Origin of the sequence: Bacillus sp. AFS029637 (genome assembly GCF_002584985.1) — a bacterium.
In the GTDB taxonomy this organism is placed as follows: domain Bacteria; phylum Bacillota; class Bacilli; order Bacillales; family Bacillaceae_G; genus Bacillus_A.
In genome coordinates, this window is record NZ_NUPZ01000022.1 from 1 (window position 1) to 23,535 (window position 23,535).

The following is a 23,535-nucleotide window of genomic DNA, read 5'->3' on the forward strand; positions in this document are numbered from 1 at the left end:
ATCACTGTCGCTATCAGAATCGGAATCAGAATCACTGTCGCTATCAGAATCGGAAACAGAATCAGAGTCGGAATCAGAATCAGAATCAGAGTCAGAGTCAGAATCAGAGTCACTATCGGAATCAGAGTCAGAGTCGGAATCAGAGTCACTATCGGAATCAGAATCGCTGTCAGAGTCTCTGTCGGAATCAGAGTCGCTATCAGAATCGGAATCACTGTCGGAATCGGAATCAGAGTCAGAATCAGAGTCGGAATCAGAGTCGGAATCAGAGTCGCTATCAGAGTCACTGTCAGAATCAGAATCGCTGTCAGAATCGGAATCGCTGTCAGAGTCGCTATCGGAATCAGAATCAGAATCAGAGTCACTATCGGAATCACTATCAGAGTCAGAGTCGGAATCAGAGTCGCTATCGGAATCAGAATCAGAATCAGAGTCAGAGTCTGATTCACTGTCGCTATCAGAATCGGAATCAGAGTCACTATCAGAGTCATCTTTCCAGTAAATTCTTTGTTTCGATGCGCCTGAAGTAATTAAATCTAGATTAATTAAATTCCCTTTTATTGCTGCGGCATGAAAATCAGAAAGCGGAATATTCGGATCTAAAGTTGTTGCATGCAATGTATATTTGTTTTCTCCTAGAATTCTAGCATTTAGTAGTGCATTAGCTAGATCTCCAGTTCCGTTAATTACTCCTTGAAGTAGGGCTAGTACCGGTTTTAAAGCAGTATCTACAATTGGAGTTAAAACTGGCCCTAGAATTTTCCCTAAAACTGGAAGTCCGTTTATTAACTCCTTAACAAATTGATCCAATCCATTCACAAGAGGACTAAGAATTTCCGCATATGTTTTTTGCAAGTAATTCCCTAGACCTTCATCGAAATCGACAGTAATAGTACTACCGTCGTTTGAAATTACACCTGGAAGTGAGTCTGTATAAGTTCCTAAATGTTTTAGTCCTTCGATAGTTTGATTGATGTTAGTTGTTAAATTTGTAATCGCAGTTATGAGCCCACTAACAAGTCTACCAACAAGTGGAACTTTACTGATTGGTTTTAAGATACCGTTAACCGTTTCCAATGTTGCTTGAAGACCAGTTAAAGTAGTGTTTAGTAATGGGACATCTGCAAGTTGTAAAGGTAATAGTTCGACGCTGATGTCAACTGTCGGATTTGTAATTTTTCCCCGAAGTTCTTTTGGAATTGTGAAAACAATTTTTTTATCATCTAAAGCGCCTACTTCAGCTAGTGCTCGGCCTGATAATGTTAAATCAAAATCGTATGATCCATCAGGTTTTTGTACTGGACGATCGTTAGACGTTGTTAATTTTGCATTTTGTAGAATCGTAATATCTGTAAGACCATCTGCGTAAGCTACCCCTGATTGAGCAAATGGTATATGATTTGAAGCATTTGGTGCGAAAGGTGCAATCAGTACACAAGTTGCTGTTAATAGTTTGGCAGATAGCATTAGTTTTCTAGAGTTATTAGCGTTCAACTTTTTCTTATAGTTGACCTTCTTTTTCATGTATTCTCTTCCCCTTTGATTAACTACATGTAATATTAATTTCGTGTAATTAGTTTCATGTAATATTAAGTGAATAAATTTACTCTTTTGTAGTATAGAAGTACTAGATTAATTTCACTTAATATAAAAGTAATAATTAACTCTATGTAATGTTAGTTAAATAAATTAATATTATGTAATAATGGTTTAATTAATTTATTTCATGTAATATTAAGTACATAAAATGTAATTCCGTTAACTGTTACAAAAAGTTGTTAAGTATGACACAAAATTGCTGTAAAATGTATATTTGTGTCACACCTATGATATGGTATCATATTAAAATGGAAATGTTTAGGATTTTTTTTGTTTTTATGTATTTAATGAAAAAATTTCAAATTAGAATTCTTATATGAAGGAGAGATAGAAGGTAAAAGGGAGTGAAAATCTACTTTCCGAAAAATGGTAATGTGTGTATAATGTAAAACGTATAATTGATAGATGGAGTGAGAAAATGACACGAATATCCCGATCTGAGTTACTTGAAAAGGTAAAAAAAAGAGTACTAGCATCATTACCACAGGATCATTCTCAGAAAATAGCTTTTGTTTCTGTAGGTTTTCTAAACAAACGAGCTTTCGTATGGCAAACTCGACATGAAAATTCCAATAGAATTTGGACGAAGATAGAACGTCATATTGATAGATATTACAACGTTTCACCATGGATTAAGATTGACGTTGTTGATTCAGTACGTACTATGAGTTATGAAGAATTACAGCAACAATTTAGCACGATAGAAAGAAACAATTATTTTAGATACGGCATAGCTTTTGATAATCGATTTGAAGTAGCCTTTTTAGAGCAAGAGATAAATGCAAATGAAATTTTAAAACCTGGTCCTAATTATCGGATTTCACAATTAGGTAATGTTGATTTGCATTTTGATTTTAATAATCTTAATAAGTATATTTTTGAAAAGTATAAAAGACCACTCTTCCTAAAAGAAGAAATGCTCCATTCAAAAGTTTTACATATATTCACAACGAAATCATTTCTTATTGAAGAAAGCGGTACATTAGTAGACTTGCAAAAAAGAGAGTTGTATAACGGTATCCGTTTTATAAATGGAAAAAATGAAAAGAAACTACTAACTCATATTGTGGAAGAGGGTGGAAAGTTTTTAGTAAATCAACTTTCACATGACGGTAAATTTGTATACGGATATTTTCCTTGCTATGACCGTACTTTGACAAGTTATAATACAATTCGTCATTTTTCTAGTTTATATGCCTTATTAGAAGTTCTTGAATATACAAAGGACTTTTCGATGGTTAAAAAAATTAAATCCTCTATTGATTGGGGAATTAAACATTTAAGTAAACTAGTAGATAATCAACGGTTCTTTTTTGAAAGTACAAATAGGGAGATTAAACTAGGTGCGCAAGGTATGGTCTTGCTTGCATTAAGTAAATATATGTCTATTACAGGATCAAGAGAGTATGAATCCTCTTGTTTACAGGTTGTTTCCGCCCTTGAAAGAATGGTGGACAAGGCTGGAAATACCGTACATGTTTTAGATGGGGAAACACTTCAAGTAGTAGAAGAGTTTCGGACGGTTTATTATGATGGAGAAGCTGTTTTTGGATTAATGCGTTTATATACTTTAGTTCAAGATAAGCATATTTTAGAGCTTGCGCAACGCATTTTTGACCGTTTGATTGAAAAGAAATATTGGAAATATCATGACCATTGGTTAAGTTACGCCGCAAATGAAATTACATATTATATCAATTGTCCTGACTATTTCGATTTTGGAATTAGAAATGCTTTTGAACACTTGGAATTTATTGATAAAAGAGAGACGGCATACCCTACTCTTCTAGAGCTTATGAACTCTGCTCATTTATTAATAGAAAAATGTAAAAAAGAACATCCTGAACTATTAGAAAAATATGATGTAGAGAAGTTTGAAAAAATTAGAACCAAACGAGCTCGACATGAAATTACAGGAGTTTTTCTGCCAGAAATAGCAATGTATTTTAAAAACCCACAAAAGATACAATATGGATTCTATTCTCGGCATGATCGTTTTAGAACTAGAATAGATGATGCAGAGCATTTTCTTTCAGGATTTATTAATTATTTAAAAAATCCACAAAATTAAGTTTGGGTATAAAGTGAAAGTTTAGTCCGGTGGGATTTTGTTCATCTCCCACTTAACTTCTTTGTTTAAGCTGAATTTTGAAGTGGAGTTTTACTGCTCACAAATAGTGGGATAAATAACGTATTAATGATTATACAGTTATAGTGGAACTTCTTTAAGTAGGTTTTTGAGTGAAAGGAGATTTTTAATGAGGAAAATAGGAGTGTATTTTCTAAATTTAGATTATGGTGAAAAATTAACGGGGATTGAGATATCTTCGCTAAAGAGAGCCCAAATCTTTGATGAATTTTTAAATTATGATATAAAACTATTATCATTAAAATATAGAAGAACATTAGATAAATGCAGATCGATGTATTTGGATTCTTATAGATTGTCTAATAAGGTGAATTTCGCAAATCTATATGGAGATTTTCAACACTCGGAAAATCGGAAAATATCTAAACATGTTAGTGAGAGTATATGGTCTGCTGCTCAAGAACCTAATCAAGAAAATGTTGTGAAAGTAATAAATGAAAATAAAGAAGTTATAAAATACATCGTATACGATGAGAAAGACAAACAGAAAATTAACTATATTAACAATTTTATTCATGGGAAAAAGTATATGAAGGAGCTATTTGATGAATACGGTACATTGTCTAGTAAGCAGTATTTCGATGATACACAAAAAATAGTACGTGAAGAATATTACAGAACAGACGGCACAATAGCTTTAGTTAAAGATATAAAACAGGATATTTTCTTGTTAATGGATGAATGTGGTAACTTTCGCAAAAGTGTGACAGAAGAAGAATTAATTCAAATTTGGATTACACAGAAAATAAAAAATGATGATGAAAGCATTTTGTTCGTGGACAAAAATCGATTTTATTATCATATTGTAAAAAACATAAGAAACCCCAAGGTCCACGTTGTTCCTATAATTCATAGTACTTTTTATAATAATCCGAGTGATAAATTAAATGGGGCACTTAATTCGAATTACATACCGATTTGGAAGGACTTTAATCAAGTTGAGAAAATTGTGGTTTTAACCGGAAAGCAAAAGCAGGATATTGCTAATAGATTCGGGGGAGAAGAGAAGTTAGCTGTAATACCTCATTCTATTTCTGGTGAAATTGAAAAAGTTCCTTTTGAAAAACGTGAAAAAAATAAGTGTGTTTTATTTGCAAGATTATCACCCGAAAAACAGATTGATAAAATGGTTGGAATTTTTACAAGGGTAGTGAAAAAAATTCCTTCTGCAACATTGCATATTTATGGAGAAGGTAAAGAAAAAAGTAAATTAATAGATATAATAAAGAGAAATAATATGGAGAAAAGTATTTTTATACATCCCTTTACGTTTCAAACTAAACAAATTTTAAACGAAAGTAGCTGTTTTTTACTAACAAGCCGCAATGAGGGATTTTGTTTAGCTGCCCAAGAAGCAATTGCATGTGGATGTCCCGTTATTTATTTTGATATTGATTATTTAGGGGATTACTTAAGACATGGTGAAAATTCTATGAAAGTTGAAGCGGATAATATGGAACAATTTGCTGAAAAAGTAATAGAATTATTACAACATGATCAAACAAGAGAACGCTATAGTGAGAATTCATATGAAGTAATTAAGGAATTTACAGGAGCAATTGTTTCTAAGCAGTGGGAATCTTTAATAAAAGATTTACTATTAACAACTCCCAATAATTAAAATAATGAATACAACATGTTACTCTCAAATAGCTAGTTACTTATAGGGATACGGACCAATCACTATTAAGCTAAGGGGTTGCACGAATCATAAATTGAAAAAATAACGCTTTTGAATGATTCAATTTTTGACGAAGTTCAAAGGATATCTTATTGAAAATAGAGGATATTAGAGTGTAAGAGGAAGTCCGTATTATAAAATTACTTACTATATGTTCTTTAAAAAAACTGTAATAATAAAACTCGTCGCATGTGTAAATGGACACTGGGACGAGTTTTTATTTTTCCTAGTTTACCTAGTATTGTTTTTTCTTAATAAGCAACAACACTTGTGAAACACAAGCGAGTACGGGCAGCTCAATCAACGGCCCAATAACGAGTGCAAGTGCAATAAGAGGCTCGTCTGGAAAAGCAGTCACAGCAATAGCGAGCGCAACAGGCGAGTTTCTTGCTAATGTTGTTAAGTTTAGGCTTACTGTATCTTTATAAGATAAACGCATAATGCGCCCGATAAATTGTCCTAGTAAAAAATTAATAATGAAGAACAATAGAACAGGAATCAGTAATAATAAAACGACATTCATGTTTTGTAGTAAATATTTACCTTGGGATGCAAACATCGCTACTATGGCTAAACTTAAAAATACAATTTGGGCAGAGCTGAAAAATGGAATGAGTTTATTCTCGAGTGTTTTAGCTTTTTTCATTTTATTCATAATGAATTTTGTAGCGTGTGCAAGTAAAAATGGTAAGACGATTACGATAACAATACTTTCTACTAAAACAGAAACTGCTACGGTCTTCATTACACCAGCAAATAAAAATAAATAAATTGGAAGGAGTAGTACTTGCAAAATTAAATTTACAGGTAGAATTGCAGTAGAAAGCGCCACATTTCCTTTCGCTATTTCAGTAAATATTAAGTACCAATCTGTACATGGAGTAACCATTAACATAATAAACCCAACCCAAAGTGCTGGATGATCTGAAAGAAATAGTGCACCTAATCCCCAAGCGAGGAGAGGTGTCCATAAAAAATTAATGGTAAGGCTTGTTCCAGCAAATTTTAAATTGCGGAATCCGTTTTTTATTTCTTTTAATGGGATGCTGAGGAATAGTCCATATAGCATGAAAAATAAGAAGGGGACAATAAATTTTTCAGAATGCATATGTATCATATTAAATTGCCCCAATATAACTCCGAATATAACAGCTGCAAGAATGATAAAGGTTTGAATCTTTTCTAAAGTACTCATTAATAAATCCTCTCTATTGGTGAATTTCTCTCTCTAATTGTATTATACAAGGTATTTCACGTATGTGTTTTCGAGTTTAACATTTTGACTGAGGGAATATCTTTCTTATATATTTTTAATTTGAGATATTTTTAATTTTAAAAAGTTACTTGACTAAAGTAAGTGGTTGTAATATACTCACTTACATAAGGTAATTAAATAACAAAAAGTTTTAGAGAGTTTAACTTAAGGTATCTATTGGAATTTTTTCTTAGAATAAGAATTTTTATGATGATGAATAATGAATATGAAAAGAAAGTTTAGGTGAGGCGAGTGGGATTATTTAGCTCATTATTTGGTAAAAAAGAAGAAAATACAAAAGTAGAGGAGAATCAAGTTATGTCAAAAGTATTATTTGTAAAAGCAAACGATCGTCCAGCGGAGCAAGCAGTTAGTTCAAAAATGTATGAAACATTTGTAAGTACTTATAAAGAAGCAAATCCAAATACAGAAGTGACGGAGTTAGATTTATTTGCACTAGATCTTCCTTATTACGGAAATGTCGCTATTTCAGGCGGATATAAACGTAGTCAAGGAATGGAGTTAACAGCAGAAGAAGAAAAGGCTGTAGCAACAGTAGATCAATATTTAAATCAGTTTTTAGAAGCAGATAAAGTTGTATTTGCATTCCCATTATGGAACTTTACAGTGCCAGCACCATTAATTACGTATATTTCATACCTTTCTCAAGCGGGCAAAACGTTTAAATATACAGCAAATGGTCCAGAAGGTTTAGCTGGTGATAAGAAAGTAGTTGTGTTAGGTGCTCGTGGTTCAGATTACTCTTCAGATCAAATGGCTCCTATGGAAATGGCAGTTAATTATGTAACAAATGTGCTTGGATTCTGGGGAATTACAAATCCAGAGACAGTTGTAATTGAAGGACACAATCAATATCCAGATCGTTCACAACAAATTGTTGAAGAAGGTTTAGAAAACGTGAAAAAAGTAGCGGCGCAATTTTAACTAATGATAGTAAATGGAAAAACCAACATGGATGACCATGTTGGTTTTTTAGTCTATTACTAATGTTAAAAAATGTATATTAATAAAATGAAAGAAAAGTTTGAAAATAGTATTGCAAAATATTATCTTTCAAACTATAATTAGTTCAAGAATAGTTGATGTTCAAATTAAATATTCAGAAAATTCAATTAGTTAAAAATGGAAATGATATAGGTTATTTTGAATGGAGGTTATATGATGACGAATAAAGTACCGTTCTCGTTCGTTGTAGTTATTGGTTTAATGTTATTCGCCCTATTTTTTGGAGCAGGAAATTTAATATTCCCAGCGATGCTTGGTCAATCGGCAGGAGAAAATGTATGGATTGCTAACGCTGGATTTTTAGTAACAGGTGTTGGATTACCATTACTAGGTGTACTAGCATTTGGTTTTTCAGGTAAAGATGATTTACAGTCATTAGCAAGTCGTGTTCACCCAGTGTTCGGGATTGTGTTTACAACAGTTTTATACTTAGCAATCGGCCCGTTATTTGCAATACCAAGAACAGGAAATGTTTCTTATGAAATTGGTCTTAAACCGTTTATACCAGAAGGATTAGGTTCTACATCGTTAATTCTTTTTACAATTATATTCTTTAGCATTACTTGTTTTTTTTCGCTAAATCCTGCAAAAATTGTCGATATTGTTGGGAAAATATTAACACCAATTAAATTAACATTCATCGGGATTTTAGTAATCGTTGCTTTTATTCATCCGATTGGAGATCTGCAAGCGCCAGTTGAAGATTATACATCGCATGCGTTCTTTAAAGGATTCCAAGAAGGATACTTAACAATGGACACACTTGCATCATTCGTATTTGGGATCATCATCATTAATGCAATTAAAGAAAAAGGTGCGAAAACGAAAAAACAAATTATGGTCGTTTGTGCAAAGGCGACAATCATTGCAGCATCTATTTTAGCAATTATTTATACAGCGCTTTCTTATATGGGGGCTTCAAGTGTTGCGAAACTTGGATATTTAGAAAACGGTGGAGAAGTATTAGCAAAAGTTTCTAACTACTATTTCGGATCATATGGTGGCGTATTATTAGGATTAATGATTACAGTTGCTTGTTTAACGACTAGTGTGGGACTTGTATCAGCATGTTCTTCATTCTTCCATAAGTTATTCCCAAATGTTCCTTACAAAGCAATCGCAATCACGCTATGTGTATTTAGTGCAATTGTTGCAAACGTAGGATTAACACAACTAATCGCAGTTTCTGTTCCGGTATTGACAGCAATTTATCCACTAGCAATTGTATTGATTTTCTTAACATTCTTCCATTCACTATTTAAAGGAAGAGCTGAAGTTTATCAAGTGAGTTTAATCGTAACATTTATCATCAGCTTATTCGATGGATTGAGTGCAGCTGGAGTTAACATTGAAGTAGTAAGCAAAGTGTTCACTAAATTCCTTCCAATGCAAGAAGTAGGATTAGGCTGGATCTTCCCAGCGATTATCGGTGGATTTATCGGATATGGTATTAGCGTTTTAAAAGTGAAAAATCAAGTTCAACCAGCAACTAGAGCGGGTAAGAAAATAGGTTAAATAAAAAAAGTTATAGAACTTGTTTCTATGACTTTTTTTGTTACTATTAATAGTGAGAAAAAATAAAGTATTAGGGGAAATAAAATGAAAAAAACAATTGATCATATCGGAATCGCAGTTCGTGATATAGATAGTACGATACATTTTTATGAAACGGTTTTGTCAGGAACTTTAATTGACCGTTACGTAAGTGAAGCGCCAGGAGTTGAAAGTGAAGTTGCTATTATGGAAGTAGACGGTGATAGAATTGAATTACTTGCGCCTACGAATAATACGACATCTCCAATCGCACGATTTATTAAACAAAAGGGGAAAGGCGTTCATCATGTTGCGTATCGTGTAGATGATTTAGATGTAGCTTTAGAAGAATTGAAAGAACAAGGAATTCGAACGTTAGAGCATACACTTCGAATAAATAAACATGGTAGACGATTGATTTACCTTAACCCAGCGGATACGGAAGGGACAATTATTGAATATTGTGATTATCCGGAAGAGAAATAAAAGAAGAATATTTTTTGTGGAAGGTGTTACATACTAATGTGACACCTTTTTATTTATGTATTTCACATTTTCTTCACAAATGATTCACGAGAACTTTTCTTCTTCTGGAACTTACATAAATATATTTTGTGATATAATAACAATCGGCTTTAAAAATGTAAGTTGTATCAATGGAAGTAGTAGCTATAATATTGGAAGTTAAGAGGTGAAGGATAAATAAAGTATTGCACTATGTAGAAACCTATACTTAACCAGATTAACATTTTGATGGAAAATCAAAATAAACAGTATTGAAAGTGTAGTAACGAAGACGAAAGAAGTGAAATAAGCTTGAAAGTAATGAGAAGGTTAGGGGTATGGCTATTAGTTGCGTGTGTATGTATCATATTGATACCAAAAAGCGTATCTGCTCATGCATATGTGGTGAAATCAAATCCTACTGAAAATGAAACGTTGAAGAAAGCACCATCTGTTGTAAAAATTGAATTTGATGAGGATATACAAGTTTCGCATTTTAATACATTGTTTGTAAGAGATTCCTCAGGTAAAAGAGTAGATTTAAAAGATGCTCATATTGATAAAAAGAATAAAAAAGTATTAGAAGCTGGGTTAAAAGAGAACCTCAAAAATGGTCTCTACTCAATTCAATGGAAAGTTATTTCAGCTGACGGGCATCCCATTCAAGGTGTGATTCCATTTCGTGTTGGGTTAGCAGAAGCTGGCACAGACGATATACAAGTAGAAGAGATGGGGTATGTTCCGCAAATTGATATGATTATGGAACGCGGGATTCTATATACAAGTTTCGCACTATTTTTAGGAGTTCTATTTTTTAATCTTATTATGTATAAAGGAAATGCAATAGAAGTTCAATCAAGAAGTAAGAGAATAATATGGATCTCATTAATTGGTATATTCATTAGTTTACTATTCAATCTACCGTTGCAATCGAAAATGAATGCTGATGTTTCATGGCTAGAAGCATTTGATCCTTTCTTATTAAAAGAAACATTACAGCTATCTGTTTTTGGTTATGTATGGATTACGCAAATGGCTCTTATTAGTATGCTTATACTAGTTACATATTTTGCGGTGAAGCGTGAGAAACTTTCGTCGTTTAAAGTATGGAGCATTCCAATACTATTGTTTACTGGGCTGCTTGTTATGAAAGCTTTAAATAGTCATGCATATGGTTTGAAGTTTAAAGGCATTGCTATCGTTATGGATTTTCTACATTTATTTGCAGCGTCATTATGGATTGGCGGTTTATCATCAATTATTCTTCTTTTACGTAAAGAGGAGGATAAGTGGACTAAGTATTGGGATGCAATTAAGCGTTTTTCACCGTGGGCAACAGGTGCTGTTATAGTGATTGTAATAACGGGTCTTTTTAATAGTACATTTTTTATTCCTACGATCCATTCACTATTTGATACGAAGTATGGATTAGCTTTATTAGCAAAGATACTTTTATTCGTTTGCATGGGAATATTGGGAATTGTTCATTATGTGAAGGGAAGAATACGGGCGCAGCAAAGGTTAGGAGCTACGGTGAAAATAGAATTTATCATAGGAATTATCGTTTTTATAATCGTAGCTTTTATGACAAACGTACAAACACCGCCGATGCCTCCTACTGGACCTTTTACAGAGAGTAAGCAATTAAATAATGGATATGAACTTACTCTACAGGTGAGTCCTAATAAGGTAGGACAAAATATATTTCATATTACTTTAAAGGATGAGAATGGACAGCCTGTTACTGATATGGAACAAATTGTATTGACAACTCAATCGTTAGATATGAATATGGGCAAAGGTTCATTTAAAGCTTCAGCTGTTTCACCAGGAGAATATGAAGCGGAAGGTATGTATATTAACATGACAGGAAACTGGAATATACATGTTCATGGATTAACAAAATCTCTTGATAGCTTCGATGCAGATTATAAATTTATTGTAGGTGGCAGATAAAGGGGCCTAATAGATGAAAAGGAGTTAATAGAAAATGAAACGTATAAAAAAATTAGGAACAACAATGATAGCAACAATCATTGCAATGGGAATTTTTGTGTTACCTGTTAGTGCTCACGTAACTGTGAAACCAGCAACTTCAGATGTTAACTCTTGGGAGACGTACACGATAAAAGTACCAGTTGAAAAGAATGTGGCAACGACAAAAGTCACACTAAAAATACCGTCTGGAGTTGAATTTCAGCAATATGAACCAGTGCCGGGATGGAAAGTGGAAGAGAAAAAAGATACAGATGGAAAAGTTAAAACTGTAGTATGGGAAGCAACAGGTGAGGGAATTTTACCTGGTCAGTTTCAACGATTTACTTTCGTTGCTAAAAATCCAAATAAGGAACAAAAAATAGCTTGGGATGCATATCAACAATATAAAGATGGAGAAATTGTTGAATGGACAGGCGACGAAAAAGCGGAGAAACCACATTCACTTACTGCAATTACAAAAGGTACATCATTAACAGGAGAACATGGAGAAGTGTCAAGTGTTGAAAAAAATGAGAGTACAAGTAATATGACAACAATAGCAATTGTCTTATCTATTTTGGCGATTGTATCGTCGGTGGGCGCGTGTGTGTTTGTCGTACGTCGTAAAAAATAAGGAAAGAGAAAGAGCCTACAAACAGTAGGCTCTTTCTCTAGATTGTGGAGAAGACTTTTCAGCAGCCAGAAAAGGTGTTACGTAAAACATGGAATTGTTAATCAAGTATGTCTAATTATTACGTATACGTTGTTCTGTATCAATATCGAAAAAATGAGCTTTAGTTAAACTAAAAGCTAACGGAATTTTATCGGTTGCTTTAATTTCGGAACGGGCATTGATTCGTGCAATAAAGTTTTGGCTCGCAAGTTTGCCATGAATCATCGTTTCGGCACCTAATAACTCAGCAACTTCTACTGTAATTTCGACAGTGGATTCAGGAGAAGCTTGAAGAACAATTGGTTCATCATGAATGTCTTCAGGACGAATACCGAGTATGATTGTTTTTCCATTATACCCCTGTTTAGTTAATGTTTTTAATAGACCCTCTGGTACCTTGAAGCGAATATTTTCTATATGGAAATATTTATCTTGTAATGTTCCGGTAAAGAAATTCATAGCTGGAGAACCGATGAATCCTCCAACAAAAATGTTTTCAGGATTATCATATACTTCTTTTGGAGTACCAATTTGCTGAATAAGTCCATCTTTCATAACAACTAGGCGCGATGCCATTGTCATTGCTTCTGTTTGATCATGTGTCACATATATAGTAGTCGTGTTTAAACGACGATGAAGTTTAGAGATTTCGGAACGCATACTTACGCGTAATTTTGCGTCTAAATTGGATAGAGGCTCGTCCATTAAAAATATTTTTGCGTCACGAACGATAGCTCTTCCTAGCGCAACACGTTGGCGTTGTCCACCTGATAATGCTTTCGGTTTTCGTTGTAAGTAATCTTCAAGCCCTAAGATTTTCGCCGCCTCAGTTACACGGTGATTAATTTCAGCTTTTGGTAGTTTTCGTAGTTTCAAGCCAAAAGCCATATTCTCATAAACAGACATATGTGGATATAGTGCGTAATTCTGAAATACCATTGCAATGTTGCGATCTTTTGGAGCGACATCATTCATGCGTACGCCATCAATATAAAATGAACCGTCAGAAATGTCTTCTAGACCAGCAATCATACGTAGAGTTGTTGATTTTCCACATCCAGAAGGTCCGACAAATACGATAAACTCTTTATCTTCAATATGTAAATTAAAATCAGAAACAGCAGTCGTTTTATTATCATAAACTTTAAAAATATGATCTAATACAAGTTCTGTCATAATTACTCACTCCCTTTTATAATTAATTGAATTATAAGATTATTTAAGGCGTAGGTAAATTGGCATGGTGCACAAAAGAATGTGAGGTTTTTATGCAAGTTTACGAGATATCTAATGAAAGAAAAGCCATATAAACTGTTACTGCACCCTCAAAAGTTTTTATATTAATTCCTGTCTTTTCAATGAATTTATCAATTCGATATTGTAAAGTATTACGATGTAAATATAATTGTTTAGCTGCAAGTGATACATTTAAATTACATTGAAAGAATACTTTAATACTATCTATTAGTTCCTTGTTATTAGAAATGGGTGCTAATAATTGATTCGTGTATTTTTCTCTTTCTTCTTTCGGTAATGAAATCATTAGTTGATAAGGAAGTAGTTGTTCAATATGTATAATTTTTTGCGATACATAGGGAGAAAGAACAGAAAATAAATTTCGCTCCCATTGATATAATTGAGCAATTTCATTTGTTTGTGTATAGTGTCTTCCCATAAAAAAGGATAGAGATATAAAAAAATCTGTTTCTAGTGTATCAAGGGCTGCTTGCAATACAGATGCCGGTACATCTTCTTCTAAGATGAGGGCGCCAGTTTGAGAGGTCTCCCATATTGTTGTAGTGGTGAAAGGAAACATAGACTGTAAAGCATATTGAAATTCTTCTCTTTCTACTAAAGGGTGCGTTGTGAAGAAGTGTAAAAAACGAACCGATACGATAGGAAGGCTCTTATTTTTATATAACACTTCATACCACAATTTTTCTTTTTCTGTTTCATAAAATGTATCAGTATGAATAGGTGTTAAGATAGATGAAAGCAATAGATGTTCCTTTTTATGTAATCGAGTTTTTCGTATCCCTACTTTATGTTCTTCGACTAAAAACCAGCTATAATCCTCAGACAATACGGCTTCATTAATCTTTATATCTTTACCATAATATGATTTTAATTTTTGAATCATAGGAACACCCCTTTTCTAAAATAATAGTAACAATATGTCCAAGATTTATAGATTCATTGCAAGTGTCCTTAAGTTTTTGCATCAAAATCCGTTTTATTTTTGTTAGAGTTTATAGTATTTCTGTATTTTGAAGGAGATAGATTCGTTTCTCGTTTAAATGATTGTGCAAAGAATGATTGGGAAGAAAAGCCGGTAATGGTTGAAATATTGGAAATCGGATAGTTGGTGGTTTCCAACAATATTTTGCTTTCTCTAATCCGGATTTGAATTAAGTATTCAATAGGTGAAACACCGACGAATTTCCTAAAGGAATGTGATAGATAATATTTATTGATATGACCTACTTTTGCTAATGTATCCAGGCTGATATTTTCACGAAAATGCTGCTTAATATAATTTTTAACAAATTCAATATCTTTATTGATTTTTTGAGAAGAGGTTTTCTCCACGTTAAAAGCTTTTTTTCTCATCATTTTAAGCAACAAAATTTCTAAAATATCTTGCATGATTAATTCATAATCTTCCTGTTGATTTTCCGCTTCTTCAAGCAATTGCTGAAGGTAAAAGAGAAAGTTTTTTTGCTCCTGTTTATAATTGTAAATAGTGATCTGACCCGGATTTTCTGTAGATGAAAAGGAGAGACCTTGAATACCAAGCGCAATATATTCGAGTGGGTGATTGGTATCAGACTTTTCCGTGTGCTCGACATTCGGGTTGATGATAATCAAATCATGCTCTTTGACGGGGATTTCTTCTTTGTTAAAGATAAAAGTTCCTTTGCCCTTGGTAATATACAATAGCTCTGTAAAGTGATGAGCATGATTGGTGCTATGCCAATATTTATTGTATTTTGATTTTGTTACATAAAGAAGTTTTACTGGAAGATGGTCTCTTTGAGATTGCGGAATCTCATACACCTCATTGGACAAATGGCTCCCCCCTTTATCGAATTTTTATCTATATTATAACGATTTTAGGGGAATATTGAACAAAAAGCAAGATATCTAAAAAACAGAACAAGATGTTTATTGTGAAAGCGTTATCTATTTTGTATTCTTGATTTATGAAAGGCAGATTAGGAGATGGGGGTAAGATAAAGATGAAAAAAAAGTTTTTGTTATCTGGAATGACGGCTTTGTTATCTCTTAGTTTAATAGCCTGCCAGAGTAATACTACAAAAGTTGATAACTCTACGGGCGGTAAAGGATCCAGTAAAAAACAAACCCTTCATGTGGCAACACTTGAATCGGCTTATGGTAAAGAGATGTGGACCAAAGTGATTGAAGCATATGAAGCTGCTAATCCAAAAGTTGATGTTGAATTGACGGTGGATAAAAATCTCGAGGATGTCATCGGCTCGAATATGAAAGCAGGAAAATATCCGGATGTTGTGTTGCTGGCAACCGGGAGAAAACAGGCACTGACAGAAACATTGATTAAGGATAAAGCATTAGAAGACATTACCGATGTTTTTGATAAGAACGTTTATGGCGAAGATGTCAAAGTTAAAGATAAATTAGTACCAGGGCTTACTGGTACACCTGCAACTAATCCTTATAACGACGGCAAAACCTATATGGCACCGATGTTCTATAGTCCAACCGGATTATTCTATAATGCCAACTTATTCAAAGAAAAAGGTTGGGAAGTGCCGAAGACTTGGGACGAGATGTGGGCTTTAGGCGATAAAGCGAAAGCAGAAGGGATTTCTTTATTTACGTATCCTACCACTGGTTACTTTGATACGTTCTTCTATTCCTTACTATTAGGGGTGGGTGGACCGGAGTTATACAATAAGGCTATGAAATATGGAGATGGTGTTTGGGAAACTTCTGAAGCAACAAAAGCCTTTGAAATTGTCGGAAAATTAGGAAAATACACAGAACCAACAACTGTTGCTAATGCAAATGATAAAGACTACAAGAAAAATCAACAATTGATTCTCGATAACAAAGCATTGTTTATGCCAAATGGTACGTGGGTTGTTGGGGAAATGAAAGAAGCCCCTCGATCGAAAGGTTTTGAATGGGGCATGATGGCTTTACCAACAATTAATGCTAGTAGCGACCGTTATGCATTTACTTTCTTTGAACAAATGTGGATTCCGTCGGCAGCTAAAAATAAACAGGCTGCTAAAGATTTCATGACGTTTGTTTATTCGGATAAGGCAGTTGAAATTTTTGCGGAATCCAGTGCAATCCAGCCTATCAAAGGCCTTTCTAATAAACTAACAGGTGAAAATAAATCATTCTATAGTATCTATGATAATGGAGTGAAAGTCGGGGTAGGTGGATTTGCTGCAACGAAAGCTGTTGAAGGCGTAAGTATGCCAGATACATTATTTAGAACGATTGACAGTGTTATCTCTGGTGATAAAAAGGTGAAAGATTGGCAAAGCTCTGTTGAAAAAGTGAGTGACCAATTACGGTCTGCATTAAAATAAATTAGTTTATTAGTTTTCACTACATATAATGGTGAACGAATAGTTTCACCATTATATTTATTAATTGAGGTGATGGCATGAATAAGACAACAGAAAAAAGAATTTTTATTTTTGTTAGTACTGCACCCGCACTAATCCTGTTAGCTATTTTTATGATTGTTCCTACAATTGAGGTATTCAGAATGTCCTTATATAAGTGGGGAGGATTTTCTAATAATAAGGTATTTGTTGGGCTGGATAACTTCAAAATTTTATGGAATGATATGAACTTCTTTCGATCTCTTCAAAACAGTATTGTATTGATTGTTATCGTTACACTTATCACCATGGTGCTGGCGATCTTGTTTGCCACTTTGTTAACGAGAGAAAAGATAAAAGGTAAGAGTTTATTCCGAATTATTTTCTACATCCCTAATATTTTATCTGTTGTGGTCATCTCGGGTATATTTTCTGCAGTTTATGATCCAACTACAGGGTTGTTGAATAATATGCTTGCTTTGTTTAACCTTGATAATCTTCAAAAGATGTGGCTTGGTAATCAAAAAATTGCCATATACAGCATCGGCGGAGCACTTATTTGGCAAGCCGTTGGTTACTATATGGTCATGTATATGGCGGCGATGGCGAGTATCCCTGAAAGTTTTTATGAAGCATCTTCTTTGGAAGGGGCCGGACGGTTCAGACAATTTTTCAGTATTACATTGCCTTTAATTTGGAATAACATGCGGACGACGTTAACTTTCTTTGTTATTAGTACGATTAATTTAAGTTTTCTTCTCGTGCAAGCGATGACCGGCGGCGGACCCGACGGATCGACGGAAGTGTTTTTAAGCTATATGTATAAGCAGGCTTATACCAATTCTTCTTACGGTTACGGTATGGCTATTGGGGTGGTCGTTTTCTTATTCTCATTCGCATTATCTGCGATTATTAGCCGTGTTACTAAAAGGGAAGTGTTGGAGTATTAAGGAGGTCCAAAACGATGGAAACACAAAAAAGAATGACGACAGAAACAGCGTATCGAGATCCAGAAACGATGGAAACCAGAAAAGGAATGATTGCAGAAACAGCTTATCAAAGCCCCAAAACAATGAAGACCCAAAAAGGAATGGCGACAGAAACAGTGTATCGTTGTTTTATCTACGTAGCACTGATTACATTAGCGATCTCTATTATTGTTCCTGTTGCATGGGTTTTCTTAGCCTCAGTGAAGCAAAACTCAGAATTTTATGGAAGCCCTTGGGCCATGCCAAAAAGTTTCTATTTTCAAAACTTCATTGATGCTTTCCAAAAGGCAAATATGGGTACCTATATGTTGAATTCAGTCATGGTAACAGGATTGGCTCTGCTTATTTTATTGATTGTGGCCTTGCCAGCAGCCTATGTTTTGGCAAGATATACCTTTAGAGGAAGTCGATTAATAAATGCTTTTTTTAAAGCTGGATTATTCATCAATGTGAACTACATTGTTGTTCCAATTTTCTTAATGTTATTGGATGGGGATACCTTTTTACGGGGACAATTTGGGGATGGATTTCTACTAGACAATTTATTTGTTTTAGCTGTGGTGTATGCGGCGACGGCATTGCCATTTACCATTTACTTGTTGTCTAGCTTTTTTCAATCTCTTCCGTCCACGTACGAGGAAGCGGCGTTGGTTGATGGTGCCGGATATTTCAAAACAATGATTTCAGTCATGATTCCGATAGCTCGTCCAAGTATTATTGCCGTCATTTTATTTAATTTTCTTGCCTTTTGGAACGAATATATTATTGCCTTAACATTAATCCCAGGGCCGAATAAAACGTTACCTGTTGGGCTAATGAACTTGATGGCAGCTCAGAAATCTGCTGCGAACTATGGTCAAATGTATGCAGGAATGGTTCTCGTCATGTTGCCAACGTTGATTTTATATATCATTGTTCAAAAAAGATTAACACAAGGGATGACCCTTGGTGGTTTAAAGGATTAAAGGAGGATTTATATGAAAAAGAAAACAGGTCGTGTTACTTTACCGAGTGAAGAAAATTTTCTTAAGGAAACAAAAGAATTGATGAAGCGCTGGGGTGCGGATGCGATTCGTGATAGTGATGGGACAAAGCTGGATGATGATATTAAGCAATTGGATGCGAAAATTTATACGACCTATTTTGTTGCTAGAGCTCACAATGAGTTTGCAGAGAAACATATGGATGAATGTCAGCAACTTTATTTAATGAGTTTGTTCAATACCGCAATTACTGACACACTTGAAATTGATTTTATGAAAGGTTATTTTGAGGAACAATTAAAGCCAGATTACCTTAACAGTCCTAAGAAATACTGGGAGGTCATCGACCGGACGACCGGAAAAGTTGTTGATGTTAATGATTGGGAAGTAAACGAAGAGAAAAATCGTGTGTTGATTACGAAGGCGAATCCTTGGCATGAATACACGGTGTCATTCCTAGTGTATGCGATTTGGGATCCAACACAAATGTACAATCATATTACAAACGATTGGGGTGATAAGCCACATGACATTCCTTTTGATGTTAGGCAGCCACACTCTAAAGAATTTATGAAAACCTACTTAAAACAATGGCTGGCAGAAAATCCGGATACGGATGTGGTCAGGTTCACAACATTTTTCTATCATTTTACCCTTGTATTCAATAATCTTGGAAAAGAAAAATTTGTCGATTGGTTCGGTTATGGCGCTAGTGTTTCAGTGGCTGCTTTGGAGGCTTTTGAACAAGAAAAAGGCTATCGTTTAAGACCGGAAGACATCGTTGATCAAGGCTATTACAATACTTCGTTTCGAATTCCAACTCCAGCTTTTTTAGATTATATGGATTTCGTACATAAGTTTGTTGCTGAAGAAGCAAAGAAACTTGTGGACATTGTCCATGACAGTGGCAAGGAAGCGATGATGTTCCTTGGTGATAACTGGATTGGTACGGAACCGTATGGGAAATACTTTGAAAATATCGGAATGGACGCAGTTGTAGGCAGTGTGGGCGGCGGAGCCACATTACGTATGATTGCCGATATACCACATGTTCGTTACACAGAAGGCCGATTCTTACCTTATTTCTTCCCAGATACATTTTATGAAGGTAACAATCCAGTAATTGAAGCCAATGAAAACTGGTTAACGGCGCGGAGAGCGTTACTGCGAAATCCTGTTGACCGCATCGGTTATGGTGGTTATTTAAGTTTGGCTTATCAGTTTCCAGAATTTGTATCATACATTGAAGAAGTCACCGAGGAATTTCGTGGGATTTATGACACAATTAAAGGCGTTCAACCATACAGCGGTCTTAAAGTCGCAATTTTGAACTCTTGGGGTAAGTTGAGAACTTGGCAGACACATATGGTCGCTCATGCTCTATGGTATAAACAAATTTATTCTTATTTAGGTGTTTTGGAATCCTTGAGCGGGGCTGCTACGGAAGTTTCGTTCATTAGTTTTGATGATGTCATTAACGATGGGATACCTGAGGATGTTGATGTCATCATTAATGCAGGTGATGTAGGTACAGCTTTTTCAGGTGGGACTCATTGGACTAATGAAAAGTTAGTTACTGCAATTAGGGCCTGGATTTATAACGGCGGAGGTTTCATAGGTATTGGCGAACCTACAGCCCATCAGCATGAAGGACATTATTTTCAATTGGCGAACGCCTTAGGTGTTGACAAAGAACTAGGATTCAGCTTATCAACAGATAAATATTTTGTCACTCCTGTTGAAAATCATTTTATTTCTGCGGACAGCACCCAATTTGATTTTGGTGAAGGGATGAAAAACATTTATGCGTTATCGGAAGAAACCGAAATAATTGAATATTCAAATGGTGAAGTTCATCTTTCTAGTCATTCGTTTGGAGAAGGCAGAGCTGTCTATATAGCAGGGCTACCATACAGCGAAGAGAATACGCGTCTGCTGATGCGCGCGTTATACTATGCTGCTCATAAAGAAGGAGAATTCCAAACATTTCATGCCAGCAACATTTATTGTGAAGTCCATGCATATCCATCTATTCAAAAAATGGCAATTGTCAACAACTCAATGAGTGAACAAACGACGATTGTCTATGACGGACAGGGTAAAGGGAAAGAAGTAACGTTGGCGCCTAGTGAAATCAGATGGGAGGATTTTTCAAATGAAGGATAGTGCTCTATTCATTATTAAAATTGTTGTGTTTATCGTATGTCTGTCTTTAATTATCATTTACCAAAAGACAGCTGGTAAATTCGAATTGGGTATGATGTTAATTGGATTAGCGGGTCTCTTAGGGCTGCTTTATGATTACAATCGGAAATACGTATAAATCAACCAGGGTAAGTGGATTGATCAAGGAATCCCATATATATGTTCAACGATAACGATCATAGAAAATTACGCAGTGCTTTAAATACAAACTTAGGGGTGCGGACAAATGAAAAAGGCAGTCGGCATTGATATTGGAGGAACGAAGATTGCAGCGGGAGTCATTTCGGATACGGGCGAACTACTTGAACGTGCGGAAGTAAAAAGTGACCCTTCAGATCGGGAAAAAATGTTTGGTAGAGTCGTAGAAGCTGTGGAACAAGTTCTCAGAAAGTCATCGATTTCAATTGCTGACATCGAGGGTATGGGTGTTGGTGTACCAGGAAAAGTGGATCGTGAGAAGGGGATCGCTGTTTTTCAAAACAATTTGCCTTGGAGGCAGTTTCCCATTACGTTTCGTTTACAGGAGCAATTTGGCATCAGGCAGATTACGATTGACAATGATGTCTATATGGCGGCTTTTGCCGAATGGAAGGCAGCGCAGGGAAAAAGGGATGAGACCTTTGTTTACGTGACTATAAGTACGGGAATCTCCTGTTCTATTATTCATAAAGGTTCATTTTTCAGGGGCGCAGGGTTCGCCGGAGAACTGGGTTTAATCCCAGCCTTTTCGAAGGGAAACAATGATCGATTGGAAAAAGTAGCTGCTGGGCCAGGGATCCAGAGAATAGCAGAAAGGGACTTACAGGTAGATACTATTTCAACCAAGGATATTTTTGCTGGTTATATAAGCGGGGTACAGGAATATAAGCCCATCATTAACGAGGTAACTGATTATTTAGCTCAAGGGCTTTATACGATTTCCTGTTTATTGGATCCACACAAAATGGTTTTTGGTGGCAGTGTTATTGTGAAAAATCCTTTTCTGTTGGAGGTGATTAAAGAAAAGCTAGAAATCTATCAGCTTCCTGAACAACAACATCTTTTAGACCAGATGAGCATAAGTACATTGGCGCAGAATAATGGAGTCATTGGTACAGGATTACGAGTGTTTGAAGGTATGTAATGAGGTATTGCCAGTCTTCATTTATGGAGAGAATGATGACAAATGGATAGAGGAGTGGACGGATATGTTTACATTAAGTCAAGAAAATTTAGTTTCCTTAGGTGCATCGATAACAACGGCGGAAATAAAACGGCAGCCTGATTTATGGGCCGAAACTTTTGCTTTGTATATGGAGAAAAGTGGAGAAATTGAAGAGTTTTTGCAAAGAGTATTAACGAAACACAACCGGGTTCGAGTTATTTTTACAGGCGCTGGAACGTCTGCCTATGTCGGTGATACAGTCACCCCTTATCTAAAAGAAAAAGTCGATGAACAACAGTGGGAAATGCTAAGTATTCCGACAACTACTTTGGTTTCAAATCCTTATCAATTTTTAAAAAAGGATTTTCCAACCGTACTCGTTTCATTTGCTAGAAGCGGGAACAGCCCGGAAAGTGTTGCAGCCGTACAATTAGCAGAGCAAATAGTAACCGATTTGTATCAGATAACGATTACTTGTGCTAAAGATGGACAATTAGCCAAACAGGCAGTGGGGAATGAAAAAAATTTATTGTTATTGATGCCTGAAAAATCGAATGATCAAGGATTTGCAATGACAGGAAGTTATACTTGCATGGCGTTAACGGCATTACTCGTTTTTGATTCTTTATCGATTGAAGAAAAATCAAAGATAGTGAAAATAATTCATCAAATGGGTGAAAGTGTCATTCAAAGGGAAGATGTTATCCGAGAGATGGTTGATTTTGATTTTCGCCGAATTATTTACTTAGGATCTGGTAGTTTAGAAGGTTTAGCAAGAGAAGCACAATTAAAAATATTAGAGCTGACAGCTGGAAAAATTGTCACTGCATTTGATTCACCGTTAGGATTCAGGCACGGTCCAAAATCATTTGTAAACGAAAAATCATTAGTTTTTGTGTTTGTTTCCAACCATCCGTATACACGTCAATATGATTTAGATATGTTAAAAGAAATGCAGCAGGACAACGTTGCCAGCTATATTTGTGCCATCGAGGTTGATGGAGAAGCAAATTATGCTGGGAACAGGTTTGTATTTGGCAAAGAGGCCCAGTTTGTACCAGATGCTTACTTAGCGTTACCTTTTGTCATGATTGGGCAAACAGTCTCACTATTAGCTTCCGTGAAAGTAGGCAATACACCAGATACACCTTCACCAACAGGAACGGTGAACCGTGTCGTTAAAGGTGTTACCATCTATGAATACGAGTAACTAAGG

Annotated in this window: 19 protein-coding genes; 14 read left to right on the plus strand and 5 right to left on the minus strand. The window is 35.1% G+C overall.

The window, feature by feature from the left end:
* Positions 1 to 1,524 (minus strand): adhesive domain-containing protein (locus tag COE49_RS27600; protein WP_176551488.1); only part of this gene is annotated, 1,524 nt, incomplete at its 3' end.
* A 493-nt stretch (positions 1,525 to 2,017) separates the two neighbouring features.
* Between COE49_RS27600 and COE49_RS09545 the strand changes: the two genes are divergently transcribed.
* A complete protein-coding gene (locus tag COE49_RS09545; RefSeq protein ID WP_098357522.1) occupies positions 2,018 to 3,670 on the plus strand; it encodes a hypothetical protein in 1,653 nt (550 codons plus the stop codon).
* 187 nt (positions 3,671 to 3,857) lie between these two features.
* Entirely contained in the window at positions 3,858 to 5,369 is a 1,512-nt protein-coding gene (locus tag COE49_RS09550) for a glycosyltransferase (RefSeq protein ID WP_170933761.1), read from the plus strand.
* Between the two features lie 295 nt (positions 5,370 to 5,664).
* Here the strand turns inward: COE49_RS09550 and COE49_RS09555 are convergent, their stop codons facing one another.
* A complete protein-coding gene (locus COE49_RS09555; protein ID WP_088230611.1) occupies positions 5,665 to 6,624 on the minus strand; it encodes an arsenic resistance protein in 960 nt (319 codons plus the stop codon).
* A 312-nt stretch (positions 6,625 to 6,936) separates the two neighbouring features.
* On the opposite strand from COE49_RS09555, the gene COE49_RS09560 reads away from it, so the two are divergent.
* The 5 genes from COE49_RS09560 to COE49_RS09580 all read left to right on the plus strand — a co-directional run bounded on the left by COE49_RS09560 (position 6,937) and on the right by COE49_RS09580 (position 12,358).
* A complete protein-coding gene (locus COE49_RS09560) occupies positions 6,937 to 7,629 on the plus strand; it encodes an FMN-dependent NADH-azoreductase (protein WP_088230610.1) in 693 nt (230 codons plus the stop codon).
* A gap of 237 nt (positions 7,630 to 7,866) precedes the next feature.
* A complete protein-coding gene (brnQ, locus tag COE49_RS09565) occupies positions 7,867 to 9,225 on the plus strand; it encodes a branched-chain amino acid transport system II carrier protein (RefSeq protein ID WP_088230609.1) in 1,359 nt (452 codons plus the stop codon).
* Between the two features lie 84 nt (positions 9,226 to 9,309).
* Complete coding sequence (locus tag COE49_RS09570; protein ID WP_088230608.1) at positions 9,310 to 9,729, plus strand: VOC family protein; 420 nt, start codon at positions 9,310 to 9,312, stop codon at positions 9,727 to 9,729.
* Between the two features lie 324 nt (positions 9,730 to 10,053).
* Positions 10,054 to 11,703 (plus strand): copper resistance CopC/CopD family protein, encoded by a 1,650-nt coding sequence (locus COE49_RS09575; protein ID WP_140417348.1) that lies wholly within the window; start codon positions 10,054 to 10,056, stop codon positions 11,701 to 11,703.
* Between the two features lie 34 nt (positions 11,704 to 11,737).
* Entirely contained in the window at positions 11,738 to 12,358 is a 621-nt protein-coding gene (locus COE49_RS09580; protein WP_088230607.1) for a YcnI family copper-binding membrane protein, read from the plus strand.
* A gap of 111 nt (positions 12,359 to 12,469) precedes the next feature.
* Here COE49_RS09580 and COE49_RS09585 read toward each other — a convergent pair whose 3' ends face one another.
* The 3 genes from COE49_RS09585 to COE49_RS09595 all read right to left on the minus strand — a co-directional run bounded on the left by COE49_RS09585 (position 12,470) and on the right by COE49_RS09595 (position 15,466).
* Positions 12,470 to 13,573 (minus strand): ABC transporter ATP-binding protein, encoded by a 1,104-nt coding sequence (locus tag COE49_RS09585; RefSeq protein WP_088230606.1) that lies wholly within the window; start codon positions 13,571 to 13,573, stop codon positions 12,470 to 12,472.
* 100 nt (positions 13,574 to 13,673) lie between these two features.
* The gene (locus COE49_RS09590; RefSeq protein WP_088230605.1) at positions 13,674 to 14,537 is read right to left on the minus strand and encodes a PucR family transcriptional regulator; all 864 of its coding nucleotides are present in this window, start codon (positions 14,535 to 14,537) and stop codon (positions 13,674 to 13,676) included.
* Between the two features lie 68 nt (positions 14,538 to 14,605).
* Entirely contained in the window at positions 14,606 to 15,466 is an 861-nt protein-coding gene (locus COE49_RS09595) for an AraC family transcriptional regulator (RefSeq protein WP_098252232.1), read from the minus strand.
* 170 nt (positions 15,467 to 15,636) lie between these two features.
* Here COE49_RS09595 and COE49_RS09600 point away from each other — a divergent pair, with 170 nt between their 5' ends.
* From COE49_RS09600 to COE49_RS09625, 7 genes are all read left to right on the plus strand, one after another.
* Positions 15,637 to 16,980, plus strand: coding sequence for a carbohydrate ABC transporter substrate-binding protein (locus tag COE49_RS09600; RefSeq protein ID WP_098252233.1), 1,344 nt, complete (start codon positions 15,637 to 15,639; stop codon positions 16,978 to 16,980).
* Positions 16,981 to 17,057: 77 nt separating this feature from the next.
* Entirely contained in the window at positions 17,058 to 17,948 is an 891-nt protein-coding gene (locus COE49_RS09605; RefSeq protein WP_098252234.1) for a carbohydrate ABC transporter permease, read from the plus strand.
* A gap of 14 nt (positions 17,949 to 17,962) precedes the next feature.
* A complete protein-coding gene (locus COE49_RS09610; protein WP_170952749.1) occupies positions 17,963 to 18,952 on the plus strand; it encodes a carbohydrate ABC transporter permease in 990 nt (329 codons plus the stop codon).
* 12 nt (positions 18,953 to 18,964) lie between these two features.
* Positions 18,965 to 21,136 carry a 1,3-beta-galactosyl-N-acetylhexosamine phosphorylase gene (gene gnpA, locus COE49_RS09615; protein ID WP_098252235.1) on the plus strand — a complete coding sequence of 724 codons (2,172 nt, stop codon included), beginning with the start codon at positions 18,965 to 18,967 and terminating at the stop codon, positions 21,134 to 21,136.
* Positions 21,126 to 21,293 carry a DUF6903 family protein gene (locus tag COE49_RS27605; RefSeq protein WP_170952750.1) on the plus strand — a complete coding sequence of 56 codons (168 nt, stop codon included), beginning with the start codon at positions 21,126 to 21,128 and terminating at the stop codon, positions 21,291 to 21,293. Before gnpA ends, COE49_RS27605 begins: the two co-directional genes overlap by 11 nt.
* A 108-nt stretch (positions 21,294 to 21,401) precedes the next feature.
* On the plus strand, positions 21,402 to 22,298 hold the full coding sequence (locus tag COE49_RS09620) for an ROK family protein (RefSeq protein ID WP_098945878.1): 897 nt from the start codon (positions 21,402 to 21,404) through the stop codon (positions 22,296 to 22,298).
* Positions 22,299 to 22,362: 64 nt separating this feature from the next.
* Entirely contained in the window at positions 22,363 to 23,529 is a 1,167-nt protein-coding gene (locus tag COE49_RS09625) for an SIS domain-containing protein (protein ID WP_098945879.1), read from the plus strand.
* The last annotated feature ends 6 nt before the right edge of the window (positions 23,530 to 23,535 follow it).

Coding starts and splice junctions, on each gene's coding strand:
- COE49_RS09545 (WP_098357522.1), top strand. CDS start 2,018: ATGACACGAATATCCCGATCTGAGTTACTTGAAAAGGTAAAAAAAAGA.
- COE49_RS09550 (WP_170933761.1), top strand. CDS start 3,858: ATGAGGAAAATAGGAGTGTATTTTCTAAATTTAGATTATGGTGAAAAA.
- COE49_RS09555 (WP_088230611.1), bottom strand. CDS start 6,624: ATGAGTACTTTAGAAAAGATTCAAACCTTTATCATTCTTGCAGCTGTT.
- brnQ (WP_088230609.1), top strand. CDS start 7,867: ATGACGAATAAAGTACCGTTCTCGTTCGTTGTAGTTATTGGTTTAATG.
- COE49_RS09570 (WP_088230608.1), top strand. CDS start 9,310: ATGAAAAAAACAATTGATCATATCGGAATCGCAGTTCGTGATATAGAT.
- COE49_RS09580 (WP_088230607.1), top strand. CDS start 11,738: ATGAAACGTATAAAAAAATTAGGAACAACAATGATAGCAACAATCATT.
- COE49_RS09585 (WP_088230606.1), bottom strand. CDS start 13,573: ATGACAGAACTTGTATTAGATCATATTTTTAAAGTTTATGATAATAAA.
- COE49_RS09590 (WP_088230605.1), bottom strand. CDS start 14,537: ATGATTCAAAAATTAAAATCATATTATGGTAAAGATATAAAGATTAAT.
- COE49_RS09600 (WP_098252233.1), top strand. CDS start 15,637: ATGAAAAAAAAGTTTTTGTTATCTGGAATGACGGCTTTGTTATCTCTT.
- COE49_RS09605 (WP_098252234.1), top strand. CDS start 17,058: ATGAATAAGACAACAGAAAAAAGAATTTTTATTTTTGTTAGTACTGCA.
- COE49_RS09610 (WP_170952749.1), top strand. CDS start 17,963: ATGGAAACACAAAAAAGAATGACGACAGAAACAGCGTATCGAGATCCA.
- gnpA (WP_098252235.1), top strand. CDS start 18,965: ATGAAAAAGAAAACAGGTCGTGTTACTTTACCGAGTGAAGAAAATTTT.
- COE49_RS27605 (WP_170952750.1), top strand. CDS start 21,126: ATGAAGGATAGTGCTCTATTCATTATTAAAATTGTTGTGTTTATCGTA.
- COE49_RS09620 (WP_098945878.1), top strand. CDS start 21,402: ATGAAAAAGGCAGTCGGCATTGATATTGGAGGAACGAAGATTGCAGCG.
- COE49_RS09625 (WP_098945879.1), top strand. CDS start 22,363: ATGTTTACATTAAGTCAAGAAAATTTAGTTTCCTTAGGTGCATCGATA.